General features: G+C 63.8%; 16 protein-coding genes. 4 read left to right on the plus strand and 12 right to left on the minus strand.

The window, feature by feature from the left end:
• Position 1 precedes the first annotated feature (1 nt).
• The 8 genes from LRQ04_RS14030 to LRQ04_RS14065 all read right to left on the minus strand — a co-directional run bounded on the left by LRQ04_RS14030 (position 2) and on the right by LRQ04_RS14065 (position 9064).
• Positions 2–856, minus strand: a complete 855-nt coding sequence (locus LRQ04_RS14030; RefSeq protein WP_235520751.1) for a shikimate dehydrogenase — start codon at positions 854–856, stop codon at positions 2–4.
• Entirely contained in the window at positions 853–2640 is a 1788-nt protein-coding gene (mltG, locus tag LRQ04_RS14035) for an endolytic transglycosylase MltG (protein ID WP_235520752.1), read from the minus strand. Before mltG ends, LRQ04_RS14030 begins: the two co-directional genes overlap by 4 nt.
• The gene (gene ruvX / locus LRQ04_RS14040) at positions 2637–3227 is read right to left on the minus strand and encodes a Holliday junction resolvase RuvX (RefSeq protein ID WP_235520753.1); all 591 of its coding nucleotides are present in this window, start codon (positions 3225–3227) and stop codon (positions 2637–2639) included. Before ruvX ends, mltG begins: the two co-directional genes overlap by 4 nt.
• 2 nt (positions 3228–3229) lie before the next feature.
• Positions 3230–5908 (minus strand): alanine--tRNA ligase, encoded by a 2679-nt coding sequence (gene alaS, locus LRQ04_RS14045; RefSeq protein ID WP_235520754.1) that lies wholly within the window; start codon positions 5906–5908, stop codon positions 3230–3232.
• 114 nt (positions 5909–6022) lie between these two features.
• A complete protein-coding gene (locus LRQ04_RS14050) occupies positions 6023–6253 on the minus strand; it encodes a hypothetical protein (RefSeq protein ID WP_235520755.1) in 231 nt (76 codons plus the stop codon).
• Positions 6254–6270: 17 nt separating this feature from the next.
• A complete protein-coding gene (locus LRQ04_RS14055; protein WP_235520756.1) occupies positions 6271–6645 on the minus strand; it encodes a DUF948 domain-containing protein in 375 nt (124 codons plus the stop codon).
• Positions 6646–6802: 157 nt separating this feature from the next.
• Complete coding sequence (gene rpsD / locus LRQ04_RS14060) at positions 6803–7423, minus strand: 30S ribosomal protein S4 (protein WP_142939071.1); 621 nt, start codon at positions 7421–7423, stop codon at positions 6803–6805.
• Positions 7424–7627: 204 nt separating this feature from the next.
• A complete protein-coding gene (locus LRQ04_RS14065) occupies positions 7628–9064 on the minus strand; it encodes a replication-associated recombination protein A (protein ID WP_235520758.1) in 1437 nt (478 codons plus the stop codon).
• 41 nt (positions 9065–9105) lie between these two features.
• Between LRQ04_RS14065 and LRQ04_RS14070 the strand changes: the two genes are divergently transcribed.
• Complete coding sequence (locus LRQ04_RS14070) at positions 9106–9723, plus strand: Vms1/Ankzf1 family peptidyl-tRNA hydrolase (protein ID WP_235520760.1); 618 nt, start codon at positions 9106–9108, stop codon at positions 9721–9723.
• Here the strand turns inward: LRQ04_RS14070 and LRQ04_RS14075 are convergent.
• From LRQ04_RS14075 to hisS, 3 genes are all read right to left on the minus strand, one after another.
• Positions 9710–10492: a GNAT family N-acetyltransferase gene (locus LRQ04_RS14075; protein WP_235520762.1), complete on the minus strand. Its 783-nt coding sequence runs from the start codon at positions 10490–10492 to the stop codon at positions 9710–9712. The two genes, LRQ04_RS14070 and LRQ04_RS14075, sit on opposite strands and share 14 nt — an antisense overlap.
• A gap of 70 nt (positions 10493–10562) precedes the next feature.
• Positions 10563–12356 carry an aspartate--tRNA ligase gene (gene aspS / locus LRQ04_RS14080; RefSeq protein ID WP_235520764.1) on the minus strand — a complete coding sequence of 598 codons (1794 nt, stop codon included), beginning with the start codon at positions 12354–12356 and terminating at the stop codon, positions 10563–10565.
• Between the two features lie 111 nt (positions 12357–12467).
• The gene (gene hisS / locus LRQ04_RS14085) at positions 12468–13808 is read right to left on the minus strand and encodes a histidine--tRNA ligase (RefSeq protein WP_235520766.1); all 1341 of its coding nucleotides are present in this window, start codon (positions 13806–13808) and stop codon (positions 12468–12470) included.
• A gap of 205 nt (positions 13809–14013) precedes the next feature.
• On the opposite strand from hisS, the gene LRQ04_RS14090 reads away from it, so the two are divergent.
• The 3 genes from LRQ04_RS14090 to LRQ04_RS14100 all read left to right on the plus strand — a co-directional run bounded on the left by LRQ04_RS14090 (position 14014) and on the right by LRQ04_RS14100 (position 17042).
• A complete protein-coding gene (locus LRQ04_RS14090) occupies positions 14014–14808 on the plus strand; it encodes a peptidylprolyl isomerase (protein WP_235520768.1) in 795 nt (264 codons plus the stop codon).
• A 65-nt stretch (positions 14809–14873) separates the two neighbouring features.
• Positions 14874–16304 (plus strand): DUF349 domain-containing protein, encoded by a 1431-nt coding sequence (locus LRQ04_RS14095; RefSeq protein ID WP_235520769.1) that lies wholly within the window; start codon positions 14874–14876, stop codon positions 16302–16304.
• A 99-nt stretch (positions 16305–16403) separates the two neighbouring features.
• Positions 16404–17042 carry a hypothetical protein gene (locus LRQ04_RS14100; protein WP_235520771.1) on the plus strand — a complete coding sequence of 213 codons (639 nt, stop codon included), beginning with the start codon at positions 16404–16406 and terminating at the stop codon, positions 17040–17042.
• On the opposite strand, the gene LRQ04_RS14105 is transcribed toward LRQ04_RS14100, so the two are convergent.
• Positions 17039–19429 carry a bifunctional (p)ppGpp synthetase/guanosine-3',5'-bis(diphosphate) 3'-pyrophosphohydrolase gene (locus LRQ04_RS14105; RefSeq protein ID WP_308194943.1) on the minus strand — a complete coding sequence of 797 codons (2391 nt, stop codon included), beginning with the start codon at positions 19427–19429 and terminating at the stop codon, positions 17039–17041. The two genes, LRQ04_RS14100 and LRQ04_RS14105, sit on opposite strands and share 4 nt — an antisense overlap.
• Positions 19430–19494 lie beyond the last annotated feature (65 nt).

The raw sequence follows: 19494 nt of genomic DNA on the forward strand, positions 1-19494 counted from the left end.
TCTAGAACACCCGCCGGGGAAGCCCGACTGAGTCGCACATCACATCTATGACGGCGGCATCCACGTCACAGCCGCTGAAGCGCCTGATCTGTTCCGCCGCCTGGTACATCAGCATCTCCAGCCCGGGAACCACCGCTCCCCCATGGCCGCGCCACACTTCGGCCAGGCGGCTCGGCCAGGGATCGTACGCGACATCCAGGAGCACACCGGCCCCGGTTCCGGGCAATGCCGCAAGCTCCTCAGCCAATGAGTCGGCCGCACGAGGCGGGAAGGTCGAGATCACCAGATCCGTTCCGGCAATGGCGGTGGCTGCTTGCGTCAGCGGCCGGACAGCAATCGACATTCCGACGGCGGCCGCAGCAGCCTCCGCTTCGCCGGCCCGTCTTGCGTCACGGACGAAAACGTCCACATGCCCGGCACCAAGTTCGCGGGCAGCGGCGACGGCCGCGGCGGAGGTGCCTCCACCACCGAGGATGGCGGCATGCGGAGTGGAGGCCACACCGGCGTACCGGACCGACTCAACAATCCCAGCGACGTCAGTGTTGTAACCCACACGACGCACCGTCCCGCCGTCGTTCTCGAAAGCCACGGTGTTGATGACGCCCAGTTGGGCGCCCGCCCCGCGGACTTCGTCAACTTCCTGGACCATGGCCGACTTCAGCGGCATGGTCACCGACAAACCGCACCATGATTCGTCGCCGACCAGCGATGCCATGAACTCCGGAAGGGCGGTAACCGTCACGTCAATGGCCGAGTAGTCAATGTCCACGCCGAGCTTGGCGTAGGCGGCGGTGTGCAGCGCTGGGGACTTCGAATGTGAAATCGGATGCCCCAGGACTGCTGCACGACGACTCACACACACCGTCCCGCGTTGGCCTGGCACCATGCGTTGTATTGCTCCACATAGGTCAAGTGCTCAGCCAGCGTCTTGGAGAACTTGGTCTCCTTGGTGTCCAGGTTGATCGTCACCCAGTACAGGTAGTCATTGGGGGTCGGTTTGGCCGCAGCGTCGATCGCAGTCTTTCCCGGTGACCCGATGGGACCCACAGGCAGCCCAACATTCGCGTACGTGTTGTACGGGTTGGACTTGTCGGCCTTCTCCTCTTCCGTGACATGGAAGGACTTCCTGCCCAACCCGTACGTCACCGTAGCGTCGGACTGGATAAGCCCACTGGTTTCGACGTTGTTGGGTTTGAGCCTGTTGTAGATCGCGCCGGCCACGTTTCCGTAGTCCGCTTGGCCACCCTCAGCCTGCACGATACTCGCGATGGTCACGGTGTCGTACTGCTTGGCGGGATCGGTGATCCCCTGGGACTTCAGCTCGTCCAGGGTGGTGTTCACCAGCTTCTGGAGGATGTCCTTTCCAGAGGTCCCGAGATCGAACCGGTACTCCCCGGGAGCCAGGAAGCCCTCAAGGTTCTTGGCCTTGGCAGGCACGCCGAACTGCGCCGGCGATTGGTTCAAGGCGTTGAGTTGCTGCAGGGGAATGCCTGATCCCTTGGAGATAGCCTCCAGGGATTCAGTGATCCGCAGGCCCGCACTCAGCGCGAAATACATGACCTTTGAAGCGTCCTTGTTGGCGAGGACAGCCACAGCATCGGAGTTCTTCATCTCGGTACGGAACGTAAATTCGCCCGGCGACAACTCGGCACCTTCGCTCATGAACTCCTTGACGAAGGAGTCGGCATCAGCGACGACCTTGTTCTGCACCAGGGTGTTGGCCACAATCTTCGGCCCGGAGCCTTCGGCCACCGTAATCTTCACCGATCCGCTACCGGGACCTGGATAGTCTGTGACCTTGTCCATCCCCAGCAAAGGCTTCAGGAACTGGGCTCCTATGGCAATCGCGGCCACGAACACGCCGAGCGTGATCAGGAGGGCAAGAACACGACGGCGGCGACGCGCCTTCTTCGCCGCAGCCTTGGAGCCCGGGGTTTCCACCGGGGCAAGAACGGGGGCAATGAGGTCGTGATGGTCCTCATGGTGGTCAACGTGGTGTTGGTCATCATGATGATCAGCGTGGACATCGAAAGCGTGGTCTGCGTACTCGTGGTGGTCAACGAGGAGCGCTGCATGCTCGGCGTGCTCCACGTCGCCTTCATGTTCGTGGTGCTGGGGTTCGTGGTGATGTAGTTCGTGATGCTGGGGTTCGTGATCTACGTGTGCAAGGTGCGCCTGCTCCGGATCTTCGTGCCCAGCTTCGTCGTGGTGTGCCCCTACTTCCGTTTGCGGCACGTGGGCTTCAGCCTCTGGCCCGTCAACGGAGGCCACCGCGGCGGGAGCCGTCTCCGGCGCTGCGGGATGTGCTTCAGCTGCGGGATTTGCCTCAGATGCGGGGCGTGCTTCGGGGGCGGCCGGCGCAGCAGGCTCAGGCTGCACCAATGGAACGGGTGGCTTGGCAGCTTCCGGACGCGCGACCGGCACCGGTGGAGCAGCGGGGGCCGGAGGAACCGCGGGAACGGGTCGCGGCAGCTCGACGTCGGCAGGCGGGTCAGTTTCACCGGGCGTGGCTTCAGGAACGGGTACCACGTTGTGGTTCTGGGTGGCGAGGAATCGTTCCCGCGCGCGCAGCTCTTTGCGGGTCAGCGGCATGCCGCCGCCCGCAGCACCGGTGGAGGGGTCGTTGTTGACCGGGCTCACAGTTGCAGTCCCCTCGTAGAAGAATCGGGTTCACTGCCGGAGGCAGCCTGCAGCGTTGGGGCACTGTCGGGCTTTGTGGACTGCGCCGGTGCCTGCACTCGGCGACCAACGTCCGTTCCTCTGGCTTTTTGCATGTCGATTGCTTGCTGGAGTATCCCAGCAGCAGCAACCTGATCAACCACTTTACGGTGGTTCTTGCTGCTCATGCCAGCTTCGTGCAGGTTGCGGTGAGCCGTAACGGTGCTGAGACGCTCGTCAATCAGGGCCACAGGTATGTCCGAACCGGCGAGGAGAAGCTCGCCGGCCAGGAGTTCTGCGTAATCTGTGGCCATCTGCGCTGACGCGCGTTCCTCACCTTTCATGGTGCGGGGAAGGCCAACAAATATCTGCACTGCCGGCAGCTCCAGGGCATGCTTGACGATGACGCGGACGTCGGTGTTCTTCTTGGCGTTCCGGCTCACCGTTTTGAACGGGGTCGCCAGGATTCCGTCCGGATCGCAGATCGCCAAGCCCACCCTGACGGTGCCAACGTCTACCCCCAGCTTGATGCCCCGGGGGTAGACGCCACTGTTCGTACTCGCAGCCACCGTCAGCGCTTGGCTATCGCGTCCACCACCGCTGTGAGGGCCTCAGGGACCTTCCCAGCGTCGGTGCCGCCGCCTTGGGCGACGTCATCCTTGCCGCCGCCGCCACCGCCGAGGATGCCGGCAGCCGTGCGAACCAAGGCGCCGGCTTTTACGCCTGCCTCGCGGGCGGCCTCGTTCGTGGCAATCAGGATGACAGGACGGTCATTGCTGACACCTGCGACGGCCACTGTGGCGGCGTCGGAGCCCAAACGGTTACGCAGATCCAGGGCAAGGTTGCGCAGATCGTCCGCACCACCCACCTGGCCGGCGTCGTGGGCGATAACACGCACACCCGCTGCATCCTTTGCCGTGCCCACCAGGTTGGCCGCCGCTGCCGTGAGCTGCTCCTTGCGGAGCCGGTCAAGTTCCTTCTCCGTGGCCTTGAGCTTGCTCAGGGTGCTGGAGATACGGTCCGCGAGCTGCCCGGAAGGCACCTTCAGCAGTTCGGTGAGCTCGTTGACCAACGCGCGCTCTGCTGCCAGGTGACGGAACGCGTCCAGGCCCACGAAGGCCTCGACACGGCGGTTTCCTGAACCAACCGACTGCTCTCCCAGCAACGAAAGGCTGCCGATCAGGGAGGTGTTGGACACGTGGGTACCACCGCACAGCTCACGGGACCACGCGCCGTCGATCTCCACGACGCGCACTTCGCTGCCATAGTTCTCGCCGAAGAGTGCCATGGCGCCCAGCGCCTTGGCCTCAGCAAGGCCCATCACCTTGGTATCCACGCGGAAGTTGTTCCGGATGGCAATGTTGGAGACTTCTTCGATTTCCGACCGCGTAGCCGTGCTCAGGCCTTCACCCCAGGCGAAGTCGAAGCGCAGGTAGCCTGCCTTGTTGTAGGAACCACGCTGGGTGGCTTCCGGGCCAAGGATCTGGTGCAGGGCGGCGTGCACGATGTGGGTGCCTGTGTGCGCCTGTTCGGCTGCGTGGCGGCGTTCACGGTCGACGGCGGCGCGCACCAACGCGTCGGAGCCAATCTCACCTTCGCGGACAATCGCCTTGTGCACGCTCAGGCCCTTGATCGGGCGCTGGACATCCAGGACCTCCACCACGAAGCCATCGCCGGTGATGAGGCCTGTATCAGCGGACTGTCCGCCGGCTTCTGCGTAGAACGGGGTCTCGTTGAGGACCAGCTCAATCTCGTCACCGGTGGACGCATGGGCCACCGCGCGTCCGCCGCTGACGATGCCGCGGACCTTTGCCTCGCCTTCGAGTTCGTCGTAACCGGTGAAGACGGTTTCGCCCTTGCCCAGGAGCTCCTGGTAGGCGCTGAGGTCGGCGTGGCCGCCCTTCTTGCCCTTGGCATCTGCCTGGGCGCGCTGGCGCTGCTCGAGCATGAGTGCGCGGAAGCCTGCCTCGTCCACCTTGAGGCCGGCCTCTTCAGCCATTTCCAACGTCAGGTCGATCGGGAAACCGTAGGTGTCGTGGAGGGCGAAAGCGTCGGCGCCCGAGAGTGGAACGCCAGCAGCCTTTGACTCAGCCACCGCATCTTCCAGGCGCGCAGTTCCGGAGGCGATGGTGCGCAGGAACGCCTTCTCTTCGGCATATGCAATGCGGCTGATCCGCGCGAAGTCCGTCTCAACGATGGGGTAGACGCCCTTCATGGCGTCGCGGGAGGCAGGCAGGAGGTCCGGCAGGCAGGCTTTTTCCACGCCCAGCAGGCGCATGGCGCGGACGGCGCGGCGGATCAGGCGGCGCAGCACGTAGCCGCGGCCCTCATTGGACGGAGCAACGCCATCAGCGATCAGCATCAAGGCCGAACGGATGTGATCGGCGACCACGCGCATGCGGACGTCGTCCGTGTGGTGGGGATCCTCAGGAGTCTCAGCGGAGGTGTACTCGCGGCCGGACAACTCAGCGGCCTTATCGATGACGGGACGGACCTGGTCGGTCTCGTACATGTTCTCGACGCCCTGCAGGATCATTGCAAGACGTTCCATGCCCAGGCCGGTGTCGATGTTCTTGTTGGGCAGTTCGCCCACGATGTCGAAATCGACCTTGGAACGCACATTTTCGATCTGGTACTGCATGAACACCAGGTTCCAGATTTCGATGTATCGGGTTTCATCGGCCAGCGGGCCACCCTCAATCCCGTAGGCCGGTCCACGGTCGTAGTAGATCTCCGAGCACGGACCCGCCGGACCCGGCTGGCCGGTGTGCCAGTAATTGTCCGACTTCCCCATGCGCTGGATGCGCTCAGCCGGAATGCCGGTGTTCTTGAGCCAGAGTTCCTTGGCTTCGTCGTCCTCTTCGTAAACCGTCACCCACAGGCGCTCGGCAGGGAGTCCGTAGCCGCCGTCGTCGACGCTGCTGGTCAGCAGCTCGAACGCAAACTTGATGGCGTCTTCCTTGAAGTAGTCCCCAAAGGAAAAGTTGCCGCACATCTGGAAGAACGTGCCGTGGCGGGCGGTCTTTCCGACTTCTTCGATGTCACCGGTACGGATGCACTTCTGCACGCTCGTGGCGCGGCTGTAGGGCGGCTCCTCGCGGGCGGTCAGGTACGGAATGAAGGGAACCATCCCGGCCACAGTGAAGAGAAGCGACGGGTCGCTGGAAACGAGCGACGCGGAGGGAACGGCGGTGTGGCCCTTGCTGACAAAAAAGTCCACCCAGCGCTTGGTGATCTCCTGCGACTTCATTAGCTGATTACTTACCCTTCTCAATTCACTGCACACGATGTGCGCGGACCGGCTGGTGCCGTTCCGCAGCTTTCCATTCTGCCCTGTTGCGGGCGCGGGAGCGAACCGCTCCCGCTAGCGGCGGCCTGCCCCGTCGTCCTGGATTCCCAGCGCAGCCCGCAAATCCTCTTCGCGCTGGTGCATGCCGGTTCGGACCGCATCGGCAAAATCAAAGAGGCCGTCGGCCATGCGGCCTACGGCGCGGTTCAGCCCTTCCGGGCCGAGATTGGCCTGTGCCTGCGTGACTTTGCGGAACGCTATGACGCCGATGGCGACGCCAATACCCATCCAGACAATTCTTTTCATCGGTTTCTCCCGTTAATTCAGCGGCTACGGCGGCCGGAGGACGGTGTGCGGCGGCCAGCGAATGCTGACCGTACGCCGTAGCTGAAAGCCGCCACCTTGATCAGCGGTGAGCCCACAGTGGCAGCAACCAGCGACGAAAGCGCCGAAATGTTGGCCGAGGCATCCGAGACGTTCGAAGCTATCCCGTCAACTTTCTTGAGCTGTTGGTTGGTGGTGGTGACCGTGGCGGTCACTTCGTCCATCAGGGGCGTAGCGCCGTCGCTGATGAGCCGGATGGAGGTGCGGACTTCGTCAAAAACGCCGCCCAGCTTCAAGATGGGCACGGCCAACAGCAGGACGAGGAGCGCGAACACTCCCGCTGCGATGAGGCCGGCGATGTCGCCACCAGACATAGAACTCTTCTCCTAGGATCGTTGCGCTGCCCTGCACCCACCGGTTCCCGGCGCGGCCAAGGCCTCCCCCAGTACCTTACCTACAAAGGGCGGGCACCCGGGATACAAAGAAGCCCGCGGCGGCTGCCACGGGCTTCTTTGTATACGCTGCTTGGATTTAGCGTGCGTAGAATTCGACGACGAGCTGCTCTTCGCAGATCACGGGGACCTCGGAGCGCTTGGGACGGCGAACCAGGCGTGCCTGCAGGGCGTCGATCTTGACGTCCAGGTAAGCCGGAACGTTGTTCAGGACGTGTGCACCAGCAGCTGCCACCTGGAACGGGGGCATAACCTCGGAGCGGCTGTGAACGTGGATGAGCTGGCCTTCGCCAACGCGGAAGGACGGACGGTCCACGCGAACACCGTCAACCATGATGTGGCGGTGCACAACCAACTGGCGGGCCTGTGCGATGGTGCGGGCGAAGCCTGCACGGAGCACCAGGGCGTCGAGACGCATTTCGAGCAGCTCAACCAGGTTTTCGCCGGTCAGGCCCTTGGTGCGGCGTGCTTCTTCGAAGGCACGGGTCATCTGGGCTTCGCGGATGCCGTACTGGGCGCGCAGGCGCTGCTTTTCGCGCAGACGTACGGCGTAGTCGGAGTCCTGCTTCTTGCGGGCACGGCCATGCTCACCGGGGCCGTACGGGCGGCGCTCCATGTACTTGGCGGCCTTGGGGGTCAGAGCAATGCCGAGTGCACGCGAAAGGCGTGCGGTACGGCGAGCACGAGTGTTGTTAGCCACTTGTGTCCTTCCAATTACTGCGGTGTGTCAGTGTTACTGGCCTCCATCAGGGAGAGCATCGGCCAACCGCTGCCTCTTGCTACTAGCCCGGGCGCACAGCACTATGGAAGAAATCTTCAAAGGGATTGTGCGTCGGGCCATGCCAGACAAGGATCCATCCTACCACGCACGGTGGAAGCACCGGGCGCGGGAGCCTCCCCACCGTTACTCGCCACGCACGATCTTGCGGAGCCGCTCCAACCTGGCTGCTATATCGCGTTCGGCGCCGTTGTTGGTGGGCTCGTAATAGTCCTTTCCCACCAGGTCGTCGGGTGGGTACTGCTGTTGTGCGACGCCGTGGGGCTCGTCGTGCGCGTACTTATAGCTTTTTCCATGACCCAATTGCTTGGCCCCGGGATAGTGCGCGTCCCGCAGATGCATGGGGATTCCACCGCCGTATCCGGCCCGGACATCGGCAACGGCCTTGTTCAGCCCCATGTAAGCCGCATTGGACTTGGGCGCGGTAGCCAGGTGGACCACGGCTTCCGCGAGGACGATCCGGCCTTCCGGCATTCCGATCAACTGGACGGCCTGCGCCGCAGCCACGGCCGTCTGCAGCGCTGTCGGATCTGCCATGCCAATGTCCTCGGCTGCTGAAATGACGATGCGGCGGGCCACGAACCTCGGGTCCTCGCCGGCCTCAAGCATGCGCGCCAGGTAATGCAGGGCGGCGTCGACGTCGGAGCCGCGGATGGATTTGATGAACGCGCTCGCTACGTCATAGTGCTGGTCTCCGGCCCGGTCATAGCGCACCGCGGCAGCGTCGAGGGCCCGCTCGGTGTGGCGCAGCTCCACCACCACTGGGTCCGCGGACTCGCCGTCGTCCTCGGCTGCGGAGTCACCGAATGCCACGCCGGCGGCAGCTTCCAAGGCCGTCAGGGCCCTTCTGGCGTCACCACCGGACAGGCGCACCAGGTGGTCCAAAGCCTCGTCACTGAGCGTCACCCGTTCAGCCAAGCCCCTGGCATCAACCACCGCCTTTTGCAGCAGTCCTGAAATGTCGTCGTCGGTCAGTGGCTTCAACGTCAGCAGGAGGGATCGGGACAGCAGGGGCGACACCACCGAGAATGAGGGGTTTTCCGTGGTGGCAGCCACCAACACCACCCAGCGGTTCTCGACGCCGGGCAGCAGCGCATCCTGTTGCGCTTTGTTGAAGCGATGGATCTCGTCAAGGAAGAGGACAGTGGTCTTCTTGTAGAGGTCCCGGGCGGTCAGGGCCTCGTCCATGACGCGCCGGACGTCTTTGACCCCGGCAGTGATGGCCGACAATTCCACGAACTTCCGGCCCGGACCGCGGGCGATAACATGCGCGAGGGTTGTCTTTCCGGTTCCTGGTGGCCCCCAGAGGATCACCGAGCTGGGACCGGCCGGTCCGGCCGCTTCGGCACCCGCTGCCAACTGGCGAAGCGGTGAACCCTGGCCCAGCAAATGCTGCTGTCCCACGACGTCATCCAGGGTGCGGGGCCGCATCCGCACAGCCAGGGGGCTGCGCTGGGAAGCCATCCAGTGGGCGTCTGACGGCGCACTGAGGGAATGCGGCATGCCAGTCAGGTCATCCGACTCGTCGTCGTTGTCAGCACCGGCACCAAAGAGATCCTCCACATGGATAGGCTACTCATAGTTCCAGCAAAGGAGACATCGACGTGGGCCGCCCCGATTCCACACCGCTGCCGAAGCAGCAAGGAACCACCAGCCGATTGGCGCTGGTACCGGCCCAGCGGCTCAGCGGATGGGTGGACAGGTTCGCTGCAGGTCATGGACCGTTGCAGGAAGAGACGGTCGACGACGGCCTGGCGCTGAAGGCGTCCGACGGCGCGATGGCCCTCCTGCGCGCCCCCTGGCCTGTGGACGGAAGGCCCGGGCGGGGTGCAAGCAGCATTGAAAGGCTCGCTTCCCTTGCCACCCAGGAGCGCGGCCTGGGCATCCTCCTGGTCCGCCGGGGCGGTTTCGCCGTCGCGGCGGCCAGCGGCCAGCGTGTCCTCGCTTCAAAAGGTGGCAAGCGCTACGCCGACGCCCGGACCACCGCCAGATACGCCGCAGAGGTCTTTGCCGGTCACCTGATCGAGTACATCGTTCCAGGTGGCGACAGGGCGCTGGTGGATCAGGTCCTCGCTGAACCATCCCTGGGGGCCGTGGCAGGGCGGACGCGGCTGGCCCTGTTGGACATCCAGGACCCCAAACCAGCGGTCCTCCAGAAAGCAGCCGCGGAGGCGTGCGCCATCAGGATTACCGTGACCAACCCGTCCCCTAGCAGCCGCTAAGGGCACGCCTGATGGGAGCCTGCCGGTAAAGGTAGCTGCCGTAGTTGGTGAAGCCCGCCTGTGCGTAGAGTGACTGCGCGCCCTGGTTGGCTGCGGTGACCAGCAGCCAGAAGCCCTGGAGTCCGCGCTCGGCACCGGAGTCCAACAGCGCCGCCAGCACCAGACTGCCGTAACCGCGCCTTCGGTGCGTGGCCGTCGTCGCCATGCCGTAGATGCCGCCCCAGCCATCAGCCACGGCGAGGCGTCCGACGGCGGCTGGTACGCCGTCGTCGTCCCTTACCAACGCGTACAACGCCGGGCAGCCGAGCAGGATCCGGCGGGCGACCGCAAGTTCTGCTGCACCGCCGCGACCATCCACCGACCACCACACGCTGAGCCATTCCTCGGTGGGTTCATCGCTGAGCTCGACGTTCCGGCTGGAAGCTGGCGCGGGCAGTCCTTCGAGGCCGCGCACCATAATCCGCGTTTCAGACTGCTTGGTGAAGCGCTGAGTGTCCAGCATGGTGTTAAGGGCCGCGCTGCGGGGGTCGTCGAAGACCTGGAAAATGAGCGGGAGGCGCCGCTGCCGGTACCACTCCAACGCGGAGCGGAGGGATGCAGCAAGGTCCGGGGCGTCGTCGGCAGAGTCAATGATGGTTCGCGGCCAGACGGAATTGGCCCTCTGCGTCACCCCTTCGGACGCACGCAGCACCCACTCCCCTGTATCTTCGCGTTCAACGGCAGGCCACGCCTTATCCATGAGCGTTTCCAGGTGTGCTTGCTCGAGCATGCCTCGACGCCTTTCGTTCGCAGGAACACCAAAGGCCCTCCACCGCAGTGAAGGGCCTTCGGCCGTAGTGCTATTCGGACTTGTTTTCCACCTTGGCGGCAGGCTTGGCCTCGGGCCGGAAATCGACGCCCGCTTCCTTGCGCTGCTGTGCCGTGATGGGGGCCGGTGCCGCGGTCAGGGGGTCGTACCCGTTGCCGGTCTTCGGGAAGGCAATGACGTCGCGGATGGACTCCACGCCGGCGAGCAGGGCCACAACGCGGTCCCAGCCCATGGCCATTCCGCCGTGCGGAGGTGCGCCGTACTTGAAGCCTTCGAGCAGGAAGCCGAACTTCGTTTCTGCTTCTTCCTTGTCCAGGCCCATGAGCTGGAACACGCGTTCCTGCACTTCACGGTCGTGGATACGGATGGACCCGCCACCGATCTCGTTGCCGTTGCAGACAATGTCATAGGCGTAGGACAGTGCCGATCCGGGATCCTTGTCGAAGGTGTCCAGGTACTCCGGCCGCGGCGACGTGAAAGCGTGGTGCACAGCTGTCCACTGTCCGCCGCCCACAGCGACATCACCGGAAGCCACTGCTGCTGCGGCAGGCTCGAACATGGGAGCGTCCACAATCCAGACAAACGCCCAGTCGTTGGGATCAATCAGGCCGGTGCGGTGCCCGATTTCGACGCGGGCAGCGCCGAGGAGCGCCCGGGCTGCGGACTTCTCACCGGCAGCAAAGAAGATGCAGTCGCCGGGCTTGGCGCCGACAGCGTCGGCCAGTCCCGCCCGCTCTTCCTCCGTGAGGTTCTTCGCAACCGGGCCGGCCAGTTCGCCGTCTTCCTTGAAGAGGACGTAGGCCAGGCCTTTGTGGCCACGCTGCTTGGCGAATTCCTGCCACCCGTCCAGGGTGCGGCGGGGCTGGGAAGCCCCGCCGGGCATGACTACGGCGCCGACGTACGGGGCCTTGAAGACGCCGAAGTTAGTGTCCTTGAAGAACTCGGTGAGCTCCGTCAACTCCACGCCGAAACGCAGGTCCGGCTTGTCCGAGCCGTACCTGGCCATGGCGTCCAGGTACGTCATGCGGCGGATCGGGGTGGGGATTTCGACGTCGATCAGCTGCCACAGTGCCTTGACGATCGCCTCACCGAGCTCAATGATGTCGTCCTGGTCCACGAAGCTGGCTTCGATGTCCAGCTGGGTGAACTCCGGCTGGCGGTCGGCGCGGAAGTCCTCGTCGCGGTAGCAACGGGCAATCTGGTAGTACTTCTCAAAACCGCCCACCTGGAGCAGCTGCTTGAAAAGCTGCGGCGACTGCGGCAGCGCGTACCAGGAACCCGGGGCCAGACGCGCCGGTACGACGAAGTCGCGGGCGCCTTCCGGCGTCGAACGCGTCAGCGTGGGGGTTTCGATCTCCACGTAGCCACGCTGGTGCAACAGTTCGCGGGCCACCCGGTTCGCCTCGGAGCGAAGGCGGAGGTTGCGTGCGGGGCCGGGACGGCGAAGGTCCAGGTAACGGTGCTTAAGCCGGGCTTCCTCGCCAACCTCAACGTGCTCGTCAATCTGGAACGGCAGGGCTTCGGAGGTGTTGAGGATAACAACCTTGTCGGCGATGACCTCGATTTCACCGGTCGCCAGGGCCGGGTTTTCGTTGCCTTCAGGACGCTTGTTGACGGTACCAGTCACCTGCAGCACGTACTCGTTCCGCAGGCCATGGAAGACCTCTTCCTCACGGACAACCACCTGGGCGACACCGGACGCATCACGCAGGTCAACGAATGCAACGCCACCGTGATCACGGCGCCGTCCCACCCAGCCGGCCAGGGTAACGGTTTGTCCAATGTGCTCGGAGCGAAGCGATCCGAGGTCATGTGTGCGCAGCACAGCATTCCTTTCAGCATGAAATTTAACGGGACCGCTGCAAAGCGGTCCCGTCCGAGTTTACCCGCCCCGGCCGCGCCTCCCGCCACAGGCGGGACAAGCTCTGTGTGCGTATCAGGCGGTTGTGGTGACGCGTACGTGCAGGTCCTCTTCCGACGGCGTCCAGCTGGACGGGTCAGCATCAACCTGTTCACCGGAACGAATGTCCTTGACCTGGTGCTTGCCGTCGTCGTCGGTGAACCACACGAAAGGAATGCCCCGTCGGTCGGCGAACTTGATCTGCTTGCCGAACTTCTCGGCTTTGGCGGCGACTTCCGTGGCGATCCCCCGGCCCCGCAGCTGCGCTGCGATGTCCTGGGCGGCGGCCCAGCTGTCGTCCGTGTTCAAAGCCACGAGAACTGCGGTGGGTACCGAACGCGAGGCCGTTGCCAGTTCCTGGCTGAGGATGCGGGAAACCAGGCGCGTCACGCCGATGGAAAGCCCGACGCCGGGGAACTTGCGGTTGCCCTTGCTGGCCAGGGCGTCGTACCGGCCGCCCGAACAGATGGAACCGAGCTGCTCATGGCCCACCAGCACCGTTTCGACCACAGTTCCGGTGTAGTAATCCAGGCCGCGGGCGATGCTGAGGTCCGCCACTACCTTGCCCGGGGCGCGCTGGACTGCGGCCTGGATGACCTGCTCCAGTTCGTTGAGGCCTTCCTCCAGGAGGTCATCGGTGATGCCCAGGGCGCGCACCTGCTCAACAAACGAGGTGTCTTCGGTCCGGATACTTGCCAGTTTCAGGGCAAGGCCGGCCTGTTCGTCCGTCGCCCCCAGCTCAGTCTTCAGGAGCTCGGCAACCTTCGCGGCCCCGATCTTTTCCAGCTTGTCGATGCTGCGCAAGACCCCGGCAGTGTCTGTGAGGCCAATGCCGCGATAGAAGCCTTCGGCAAGTTTCCTGTTGTTGATCCGCAGCCGGAAATCCGGAATGGGCAGCGCACTCAGGGCCTCCGCGATCACCAGGGCAATTTCGACGTCGTAACGGAATGGCAGCTCGCCGTCTCCCACGACGTCGATGTCGGCCTGGGTGAACTCACGGGCCCGGCCTTCCTGCGGACGCTCGCCACGCCAGACCTTCTGGATCTGGTAGCGCCGGAAAGGAAACGCCAGGTAGCCTGCGTTTTCAACAACGTAGCGGGCGAACGGCACAGTGAGGTCGAAGTGCAGGGCCAGGGCGTTGGGATCCGTCTTAGCGGCGTCACCGTCGTCGTCCTGAAGCCGGCTGAGGCCGTAGACCTCTTTGTCGATCTCGCCTTTGCGAAGCAACTGGCCAACTGTTTCGACGGCCCGGGTTTCAATCGATGAGAAGCCGTGCAACTCAAAGGTCTTCCGCAGCGTATCGAGCACGTGGAGCTCCACCAACCGCTCCTGGGGAAGCCACTCGGGGAATCCGGACAGGGAGGCGCTACGTGCCATGGAATGTGTCTCCTCAGAAAGCTGACGCTGGCAACAGCACCGCAGCTTTAAACATCCAATCGGCGTTTATAAGGCGGGCGTCCAGCCGGTCATGCATAAACTATGTGCGGCAGCCAGTTTATGCTTTCCGCGCGTGCACATCTAATGCAGCATGCCCGCAGACTGCCCGGCAGCCATCGGAAGCGGGACACAATCAGGAGGACTCTTGGCTACAAGGTCGCGGGATGACCGCGAAGCGAAACGTCGCATCAGGCAGATGGAAGCCAAGCGTGCCCTGCGGCAGGAACAGGGCAAGCGACGCAAACGCGACAACACCATCGCCATCAGCGCCGGTGCGGCAGCCGTGGTCCTGGCTGTCGTGATGCAGCTGACTGTCTTCAGTTCCAATCCCACCGAGGCCGAGTTCGCCGCCGCCGAAGCCGGCCTGAGCTCTCCGTCCGCTTCGCCGTCGGCTTCCAACAGCGCCGACATCCCCAGCCCGGACACCGCTGCCGGCAAGACCTTCACCGGTGACTTGGCTTTGAACGGTGGCACGCTGGGCGTTGAGCTGAACGGTACCGCCGCACCGCAGGCAGCAGCGGTATTGAAATCACTGGCGGACGCAGGCTATTACAACGGGGCAAACTGCCACCGGCTTACGACGGCGGAAACCTTCGGCCTCCTGCAATGCGGCGCGAAGACCGCCGACGGCTCGGACGACGCCAACTACCGTTGGGGCCCACTGGAAAACACTCCCACGGACAACAAATACCCCGCCGGAACCATTGCTGTTGCCCGCACCGGCAACAACGCCTACGGCAATGGCCACCAGTTCTTCATTGTCTATAAGGACACCACCATTCCTGCCGACACAGCCGGCGGCTACACCGTGGTGGGCAAGGTAACCAGCGGCCTGGACGTTGTTACGAAGATCGCTGCAGCCGGTCTCAAAGCCGGTGCAAACAGCGGCGACGGCGCCCCTGTGGCACCTGTCACGATAGACTCGTTCTCTCTGAAGTAACCAACTCCTGGCCCCGGGCCGGGGTGCATTACCCAGCAGTCCCTCCAAGCGAAAGACTTTTAGCGGTGACAGACAGTCAGAAACCCGACGAAACAGCAGTAGTGGCCAACGAAGAAGCTGCCGGACAAGCGCCAGCCGCGCCCCGGCCGACGCCTTCCGCAGCCCCGTCTCCCGCGGCTTTCGCGGCCCGCCCCAAGGCTCCGGCCGCCGTCGTCCCTGCCGCTCCGGCTGTTTCATCGGCGTCGCTTGCTGAGGCAGCGAAGTGGGGCCGCGCAGAAGGGGACGGCCATGTGTTCCTGACACTGGACGGCGAAGAAATCGCTGTCGGCCAGTACCCCGGCGTCAGCCCCGACGAAGCACTGGGCTACTTCGCCCGGAAATTCGACGACATCATCGCCCAGGTGGTCCTGCTCGAACACCGCGTGGAGTCCAAGGCCCCTGCCACGGACATGCAGAAGACTGTGACGCACCTCCGCGAACAGCTCGCTGAGCGCAACATGGTGGGCGATATCCGCTCGGCAGAAAGCCGCCTTGACACTTTGTCGGCCCAGATCGTTGAGCTCGAAAAGACTGAGAAGGCTGCCCACGAGGCCGTACGGGCCAGCGAACTCGCTGCACGTGAGGCCATTGTTGCCGAGGCTGAGTCCATTGCCGGCCAGGATCCGGCCCACATTCAGTGGAAGACCTCCAGCGCACGCATGAACGAACTGTTCGAAACCTGGAAAGCAGCACAGAAGAGCGGCGTCCGCCTGGGCCGCAGCAACGAGGACGCCCTCTGGAAGCGGTTCCGTTCCGCCCGCACCGTCTTTGATCGCCATCGCCGGGCCTACTTCTCCCAGCTGGACAGCAACAACTCTGCTGCCAAGTCAGCCAAGGAAGCCCTGATCGCCGAGGCTGAGGCACTCTCCTCCTCCACTGACTGGGGCTATGCCGCCGGGGAATACCGCAGGCTCATGGACCAGTGGAAGGCCACGCCGCGTGCGAGCCGCAAGGATGACGACGCCCTGTGGGGCCGCTTCCGTGCAGCGCAGGACGTGTTCTTCAGCAACCGCCAGGCAGCCAATGACCAGATCGACCAGGAATACACCGCGAACCTGGCCGTGAAGGAACAGCTGATCGCCGAGGCACAGGCTCTCCTTCCGATCAACGACCTCAACTCCGCCAAGAAGGCCCTCCAGTCCATCCGGGACCGTTGGGAAGACGCCGGCAAGGTTCCCCGCGCCGACATGGGTCGCATCGAGGCAGGTCTTCGCAAGGTCGAAGACGCTGTTCGTGAGGCTGAGGAAGAGAAGTGGCGTCGGAGCAATCCGGAAACCAAGGCACGCACCAACAGTGCGTTGTCCCAGCTCGAAGCCGCCATCGCTGGCCTCAAGGAAGACTTGGAGAAAGCCGAAAAGGCAGGCGATCAGCGACGCATCAAGGCGGCCCGCGAAGCCCTGGAAGCCCGCCAGGCCTGGCTTGACCAGATCCAGCGCTCGGCCAGCGACCTCGCTTAGCACCACCTGACGTTCCCGTCCTGCAGGCTCCGTTCCGGTTATCCACATAGCCGGGGCGGAGCCTGTACTCGTTGGGTGGCCGCACGGAATGATCGGTGGATGGTCCCCGTTGCAACTGCCCCACACTTAGTGGAGCCGGTACTGTCCGAGCTCTACTCCCCCAGCCGCCTTTTTACCTGGAATGAATTGCAGGGCATGGCCATCGACGGCATCCTCCTGCCGCTTTACGGGAAGAGTTATGCCTCGCCAGGCGTGGCTGTCACTTACCGCCTGCGGGCCCGTGCTGCGGCCATGACAGTGCCGGAGAGGATCCGGACCAAAGTGGTGGCCGGAAGGCTGACCGCGGCATGGATCTACGGCTGCGCGAAGCCCCCTGAACGCCTGTCCCTCCTGGTCGATGCGAAGCACCGGATATCCAGCCTGCGGGGAGCTGCTGCCTGCAGTCTCCACGAAGTCAGGCTGGGACAGCTGGATGTGGTGAGCATGGGCGGGATGCTGGTCAGCAGCCCGCTGCGCACGGCAGCCGATATCGCCCTGCACGTGGAAACAGAACGTGCGCTGCCCGCATTGAAGCGCCTCCTGAGCCGGGACGAGCTCGGCATCAGGCTGCGCCTGCTCATCCTGGCCGTCGAGGCCGCGCCCAGGGTGCCCCACAAGAAGCGGGCGCTGGCTACCCTGGCACTGCTGGGTGCCAGAGATCCGGAGCATCAAAACCCTGGGCACCATGGACAGGGTTAGCTGCGGCGCCGGTTCCCCGTTGTGCGGTAAACGTCGAAGACACCGTCGATACGACGCACGGCGTTCAAGACATGGTGCAGGTACTTGGGGTCACCCATCTCGAAAGCGAACTTCGAAATGGCCACCCGGTCACTGGACGTATGCACGGATGCGGCCAGGATGTTGACGTGGTTCTCGGACAAGATCCTCGTAACATCCGAGAGCAACGATTTGCGGTCCAACGCTTCCACCTGGATCTCCACGAGGAAGACGCTGGACTGGGTGGGGGCCCACTCCACTTCCACAATCCTGTCCGGCTGGTCACGGAGCCCCGAAACGTTGGTGCAGTCCGTCCTGTGCACGGAGACACCGGAACCCCGGGTAACAAAGCCCAGAATCGGATCCGGGGGCACAGGGGTACAGCAGCGGGCCAGTTTGACCCACACGTCCCCGACACCACGGACGATGACGCCGGAGTCGGAGAACTTGGACTTTGCAACCTGGGTGGGGATGCTGACTTCTTCAAGATCTTCGTCCGGGGTCTCCTGGCCGCCAAGGTGCTCAACGAGCTTTTCCATGACGGACTGTGCCGACGTGTGTCCATCGCCGACGCCCGCATACAACCCCGAGATGTCGACGTAGTGGAACGCCTCCGCCACAGCCGACAAAGCATCGTGCGTCATGAGCCGCTGCAAAGGAAGGTTCTGCTTCCGCATGGCCCTTGTCAGCATGTCCTTGCCGCGGTCGATCGCCTCTTCGCGGCGTTCCTTGGTGAACCATTGGCGGATCTTGTTCCGCGCACGTGCCGACTTGACGAAGTGCTGCCAGTCCTGGCTCGGCCCGGCCCCTTCGGCCTTCGAAGTGAAAATCTCCACCCAGTCGCCGTGGTTGAGTTCGCTGTTCAGTGGAACCAGCTTGCCGTTGACGCGTGCACCGATGGTGCGGTGGCCCACCTCAGTGTGCACCGCATAAGCGAAGTCAACCGGAGTGGAACCTGCGGGCAGGGCCATCACCTCACCCTTGGGGGTGAAGACGAAGACTTCCCGGGCGTTGATTTCATATCTCAGGGAATCAAGGAACTCGCCGGGATCGGAAGTTTCCTGCTGCCAGTCCACCAGGGACCGAAGCCAGCCCATGTCCCCGTCCCGCGGGCTGCCAGGACCTTGGGCTGTACGGTTGGGCTGGTCTTTGTACTTCCAGTGGGCCGCTACACCGTATTCGGCCCGACGATGCATTTCATGCGTGCGGATCTGGATCTCGACCGGTTTGCCGCCCGGACCGATCACCGTGGTGTGCAGCGATTGGTACATGTTGAACTTTGGCATCGCGATGTAATCCTTGAACCGCCCCGGCAGGGGGTTCCACCGCGAATGGAGTGTTCCCAGTGCGGCATAACAATCCCGCACGGAATCGACCAGGACACGCACGCCCATGAGGTCGTTGATGTCGTCGAAATCCTTATCCCTGACGATCATCTTCTGGTAAATCGAGTAGTAGTGCTTCGGCCTGCCGGTGATGGTGGCCTTGATGCGCGAGGTCCGCAGATCGTCGGCGATCTGGTTGCGGATGACGCTGAGGCTCTTTTCACGCTCCGGCGTGCGGTCTCCCACCATGCGGACGATTTCCTCGTACACCTTGGGGTACAGCGCCGCGAAGGACAGGTCCTCAAGTTCCCACTTGATGGTGTTCATGCCCAGGCGATGGGCAAGCGGAGCAAAAATTTCCAGGGTTTCGCGGGCCTTGCGCGAGGACGACTCCGCCGAGACGAAGCGCCACGTTCGCGCATTGTGCAGGCGGTCCGCCAGTTTGATCATGAGGACACGGATGTCCTTGGCCATGGCCACGACCATCTTGCGGACGGTCTCGGATTGGGCAGCCTCGCCGAAGCTGACCTTGTCCAGCTTGGTCACGCCGTCCACCAACATGGCGACCTCGGGGCCGAAGTCGCGGGTGAGGTCGTTAAGGGTGTAGGGAGTGTCCTCCACGGTGTCGTGGAGCAATGCAGCCGCGAGGGTGGTCCCCGTCATGCCGAGCTCAGCCAGGATGGTGGCCACGGCAACCGGGTGGGTGATGTACGGATCACCACTCTTGCGCTTCTGGCCTTGGTGGCTCCGCTCCGCTACGGCGAACGCCCGTTGGATCAGGTCGAAGTCCTCTTTGGGATTATTGGCCCGAACGGTGCGCAGCAGCGGTTCCAGGATCGGCGAGTAGGGGGCGACGCCCCGGCCTGTGAGGCGGGCGAGCCTGGAACGGGTACGTTCCCTCCTGCCGGGGAAAGTCGGGCGCACGCCGCTGTCGATCGGTACCGCACCTGCGGTCCGTCCGGCCACGCCTGTTGTTGGGACGGCCACAGCATTACGGCCATCTTCCCCGCCCGCCGGTGGTGCCGACGTCGCACGTTCTTCCACAGAAGCACCCCTCACAACCTATTTAATTCTCCCAGTCTATTCCCGTCAGCGAATGCTTCTGCAAC

It is taken from the genome of Paenarthrobacter sp. AR 02, assembly GCF_021538675.1.
GTDB lineage: Bacteria > Actinomycetota > Actinomycetes > Actinomycetales > Micrococcaceae > Arthrobacter.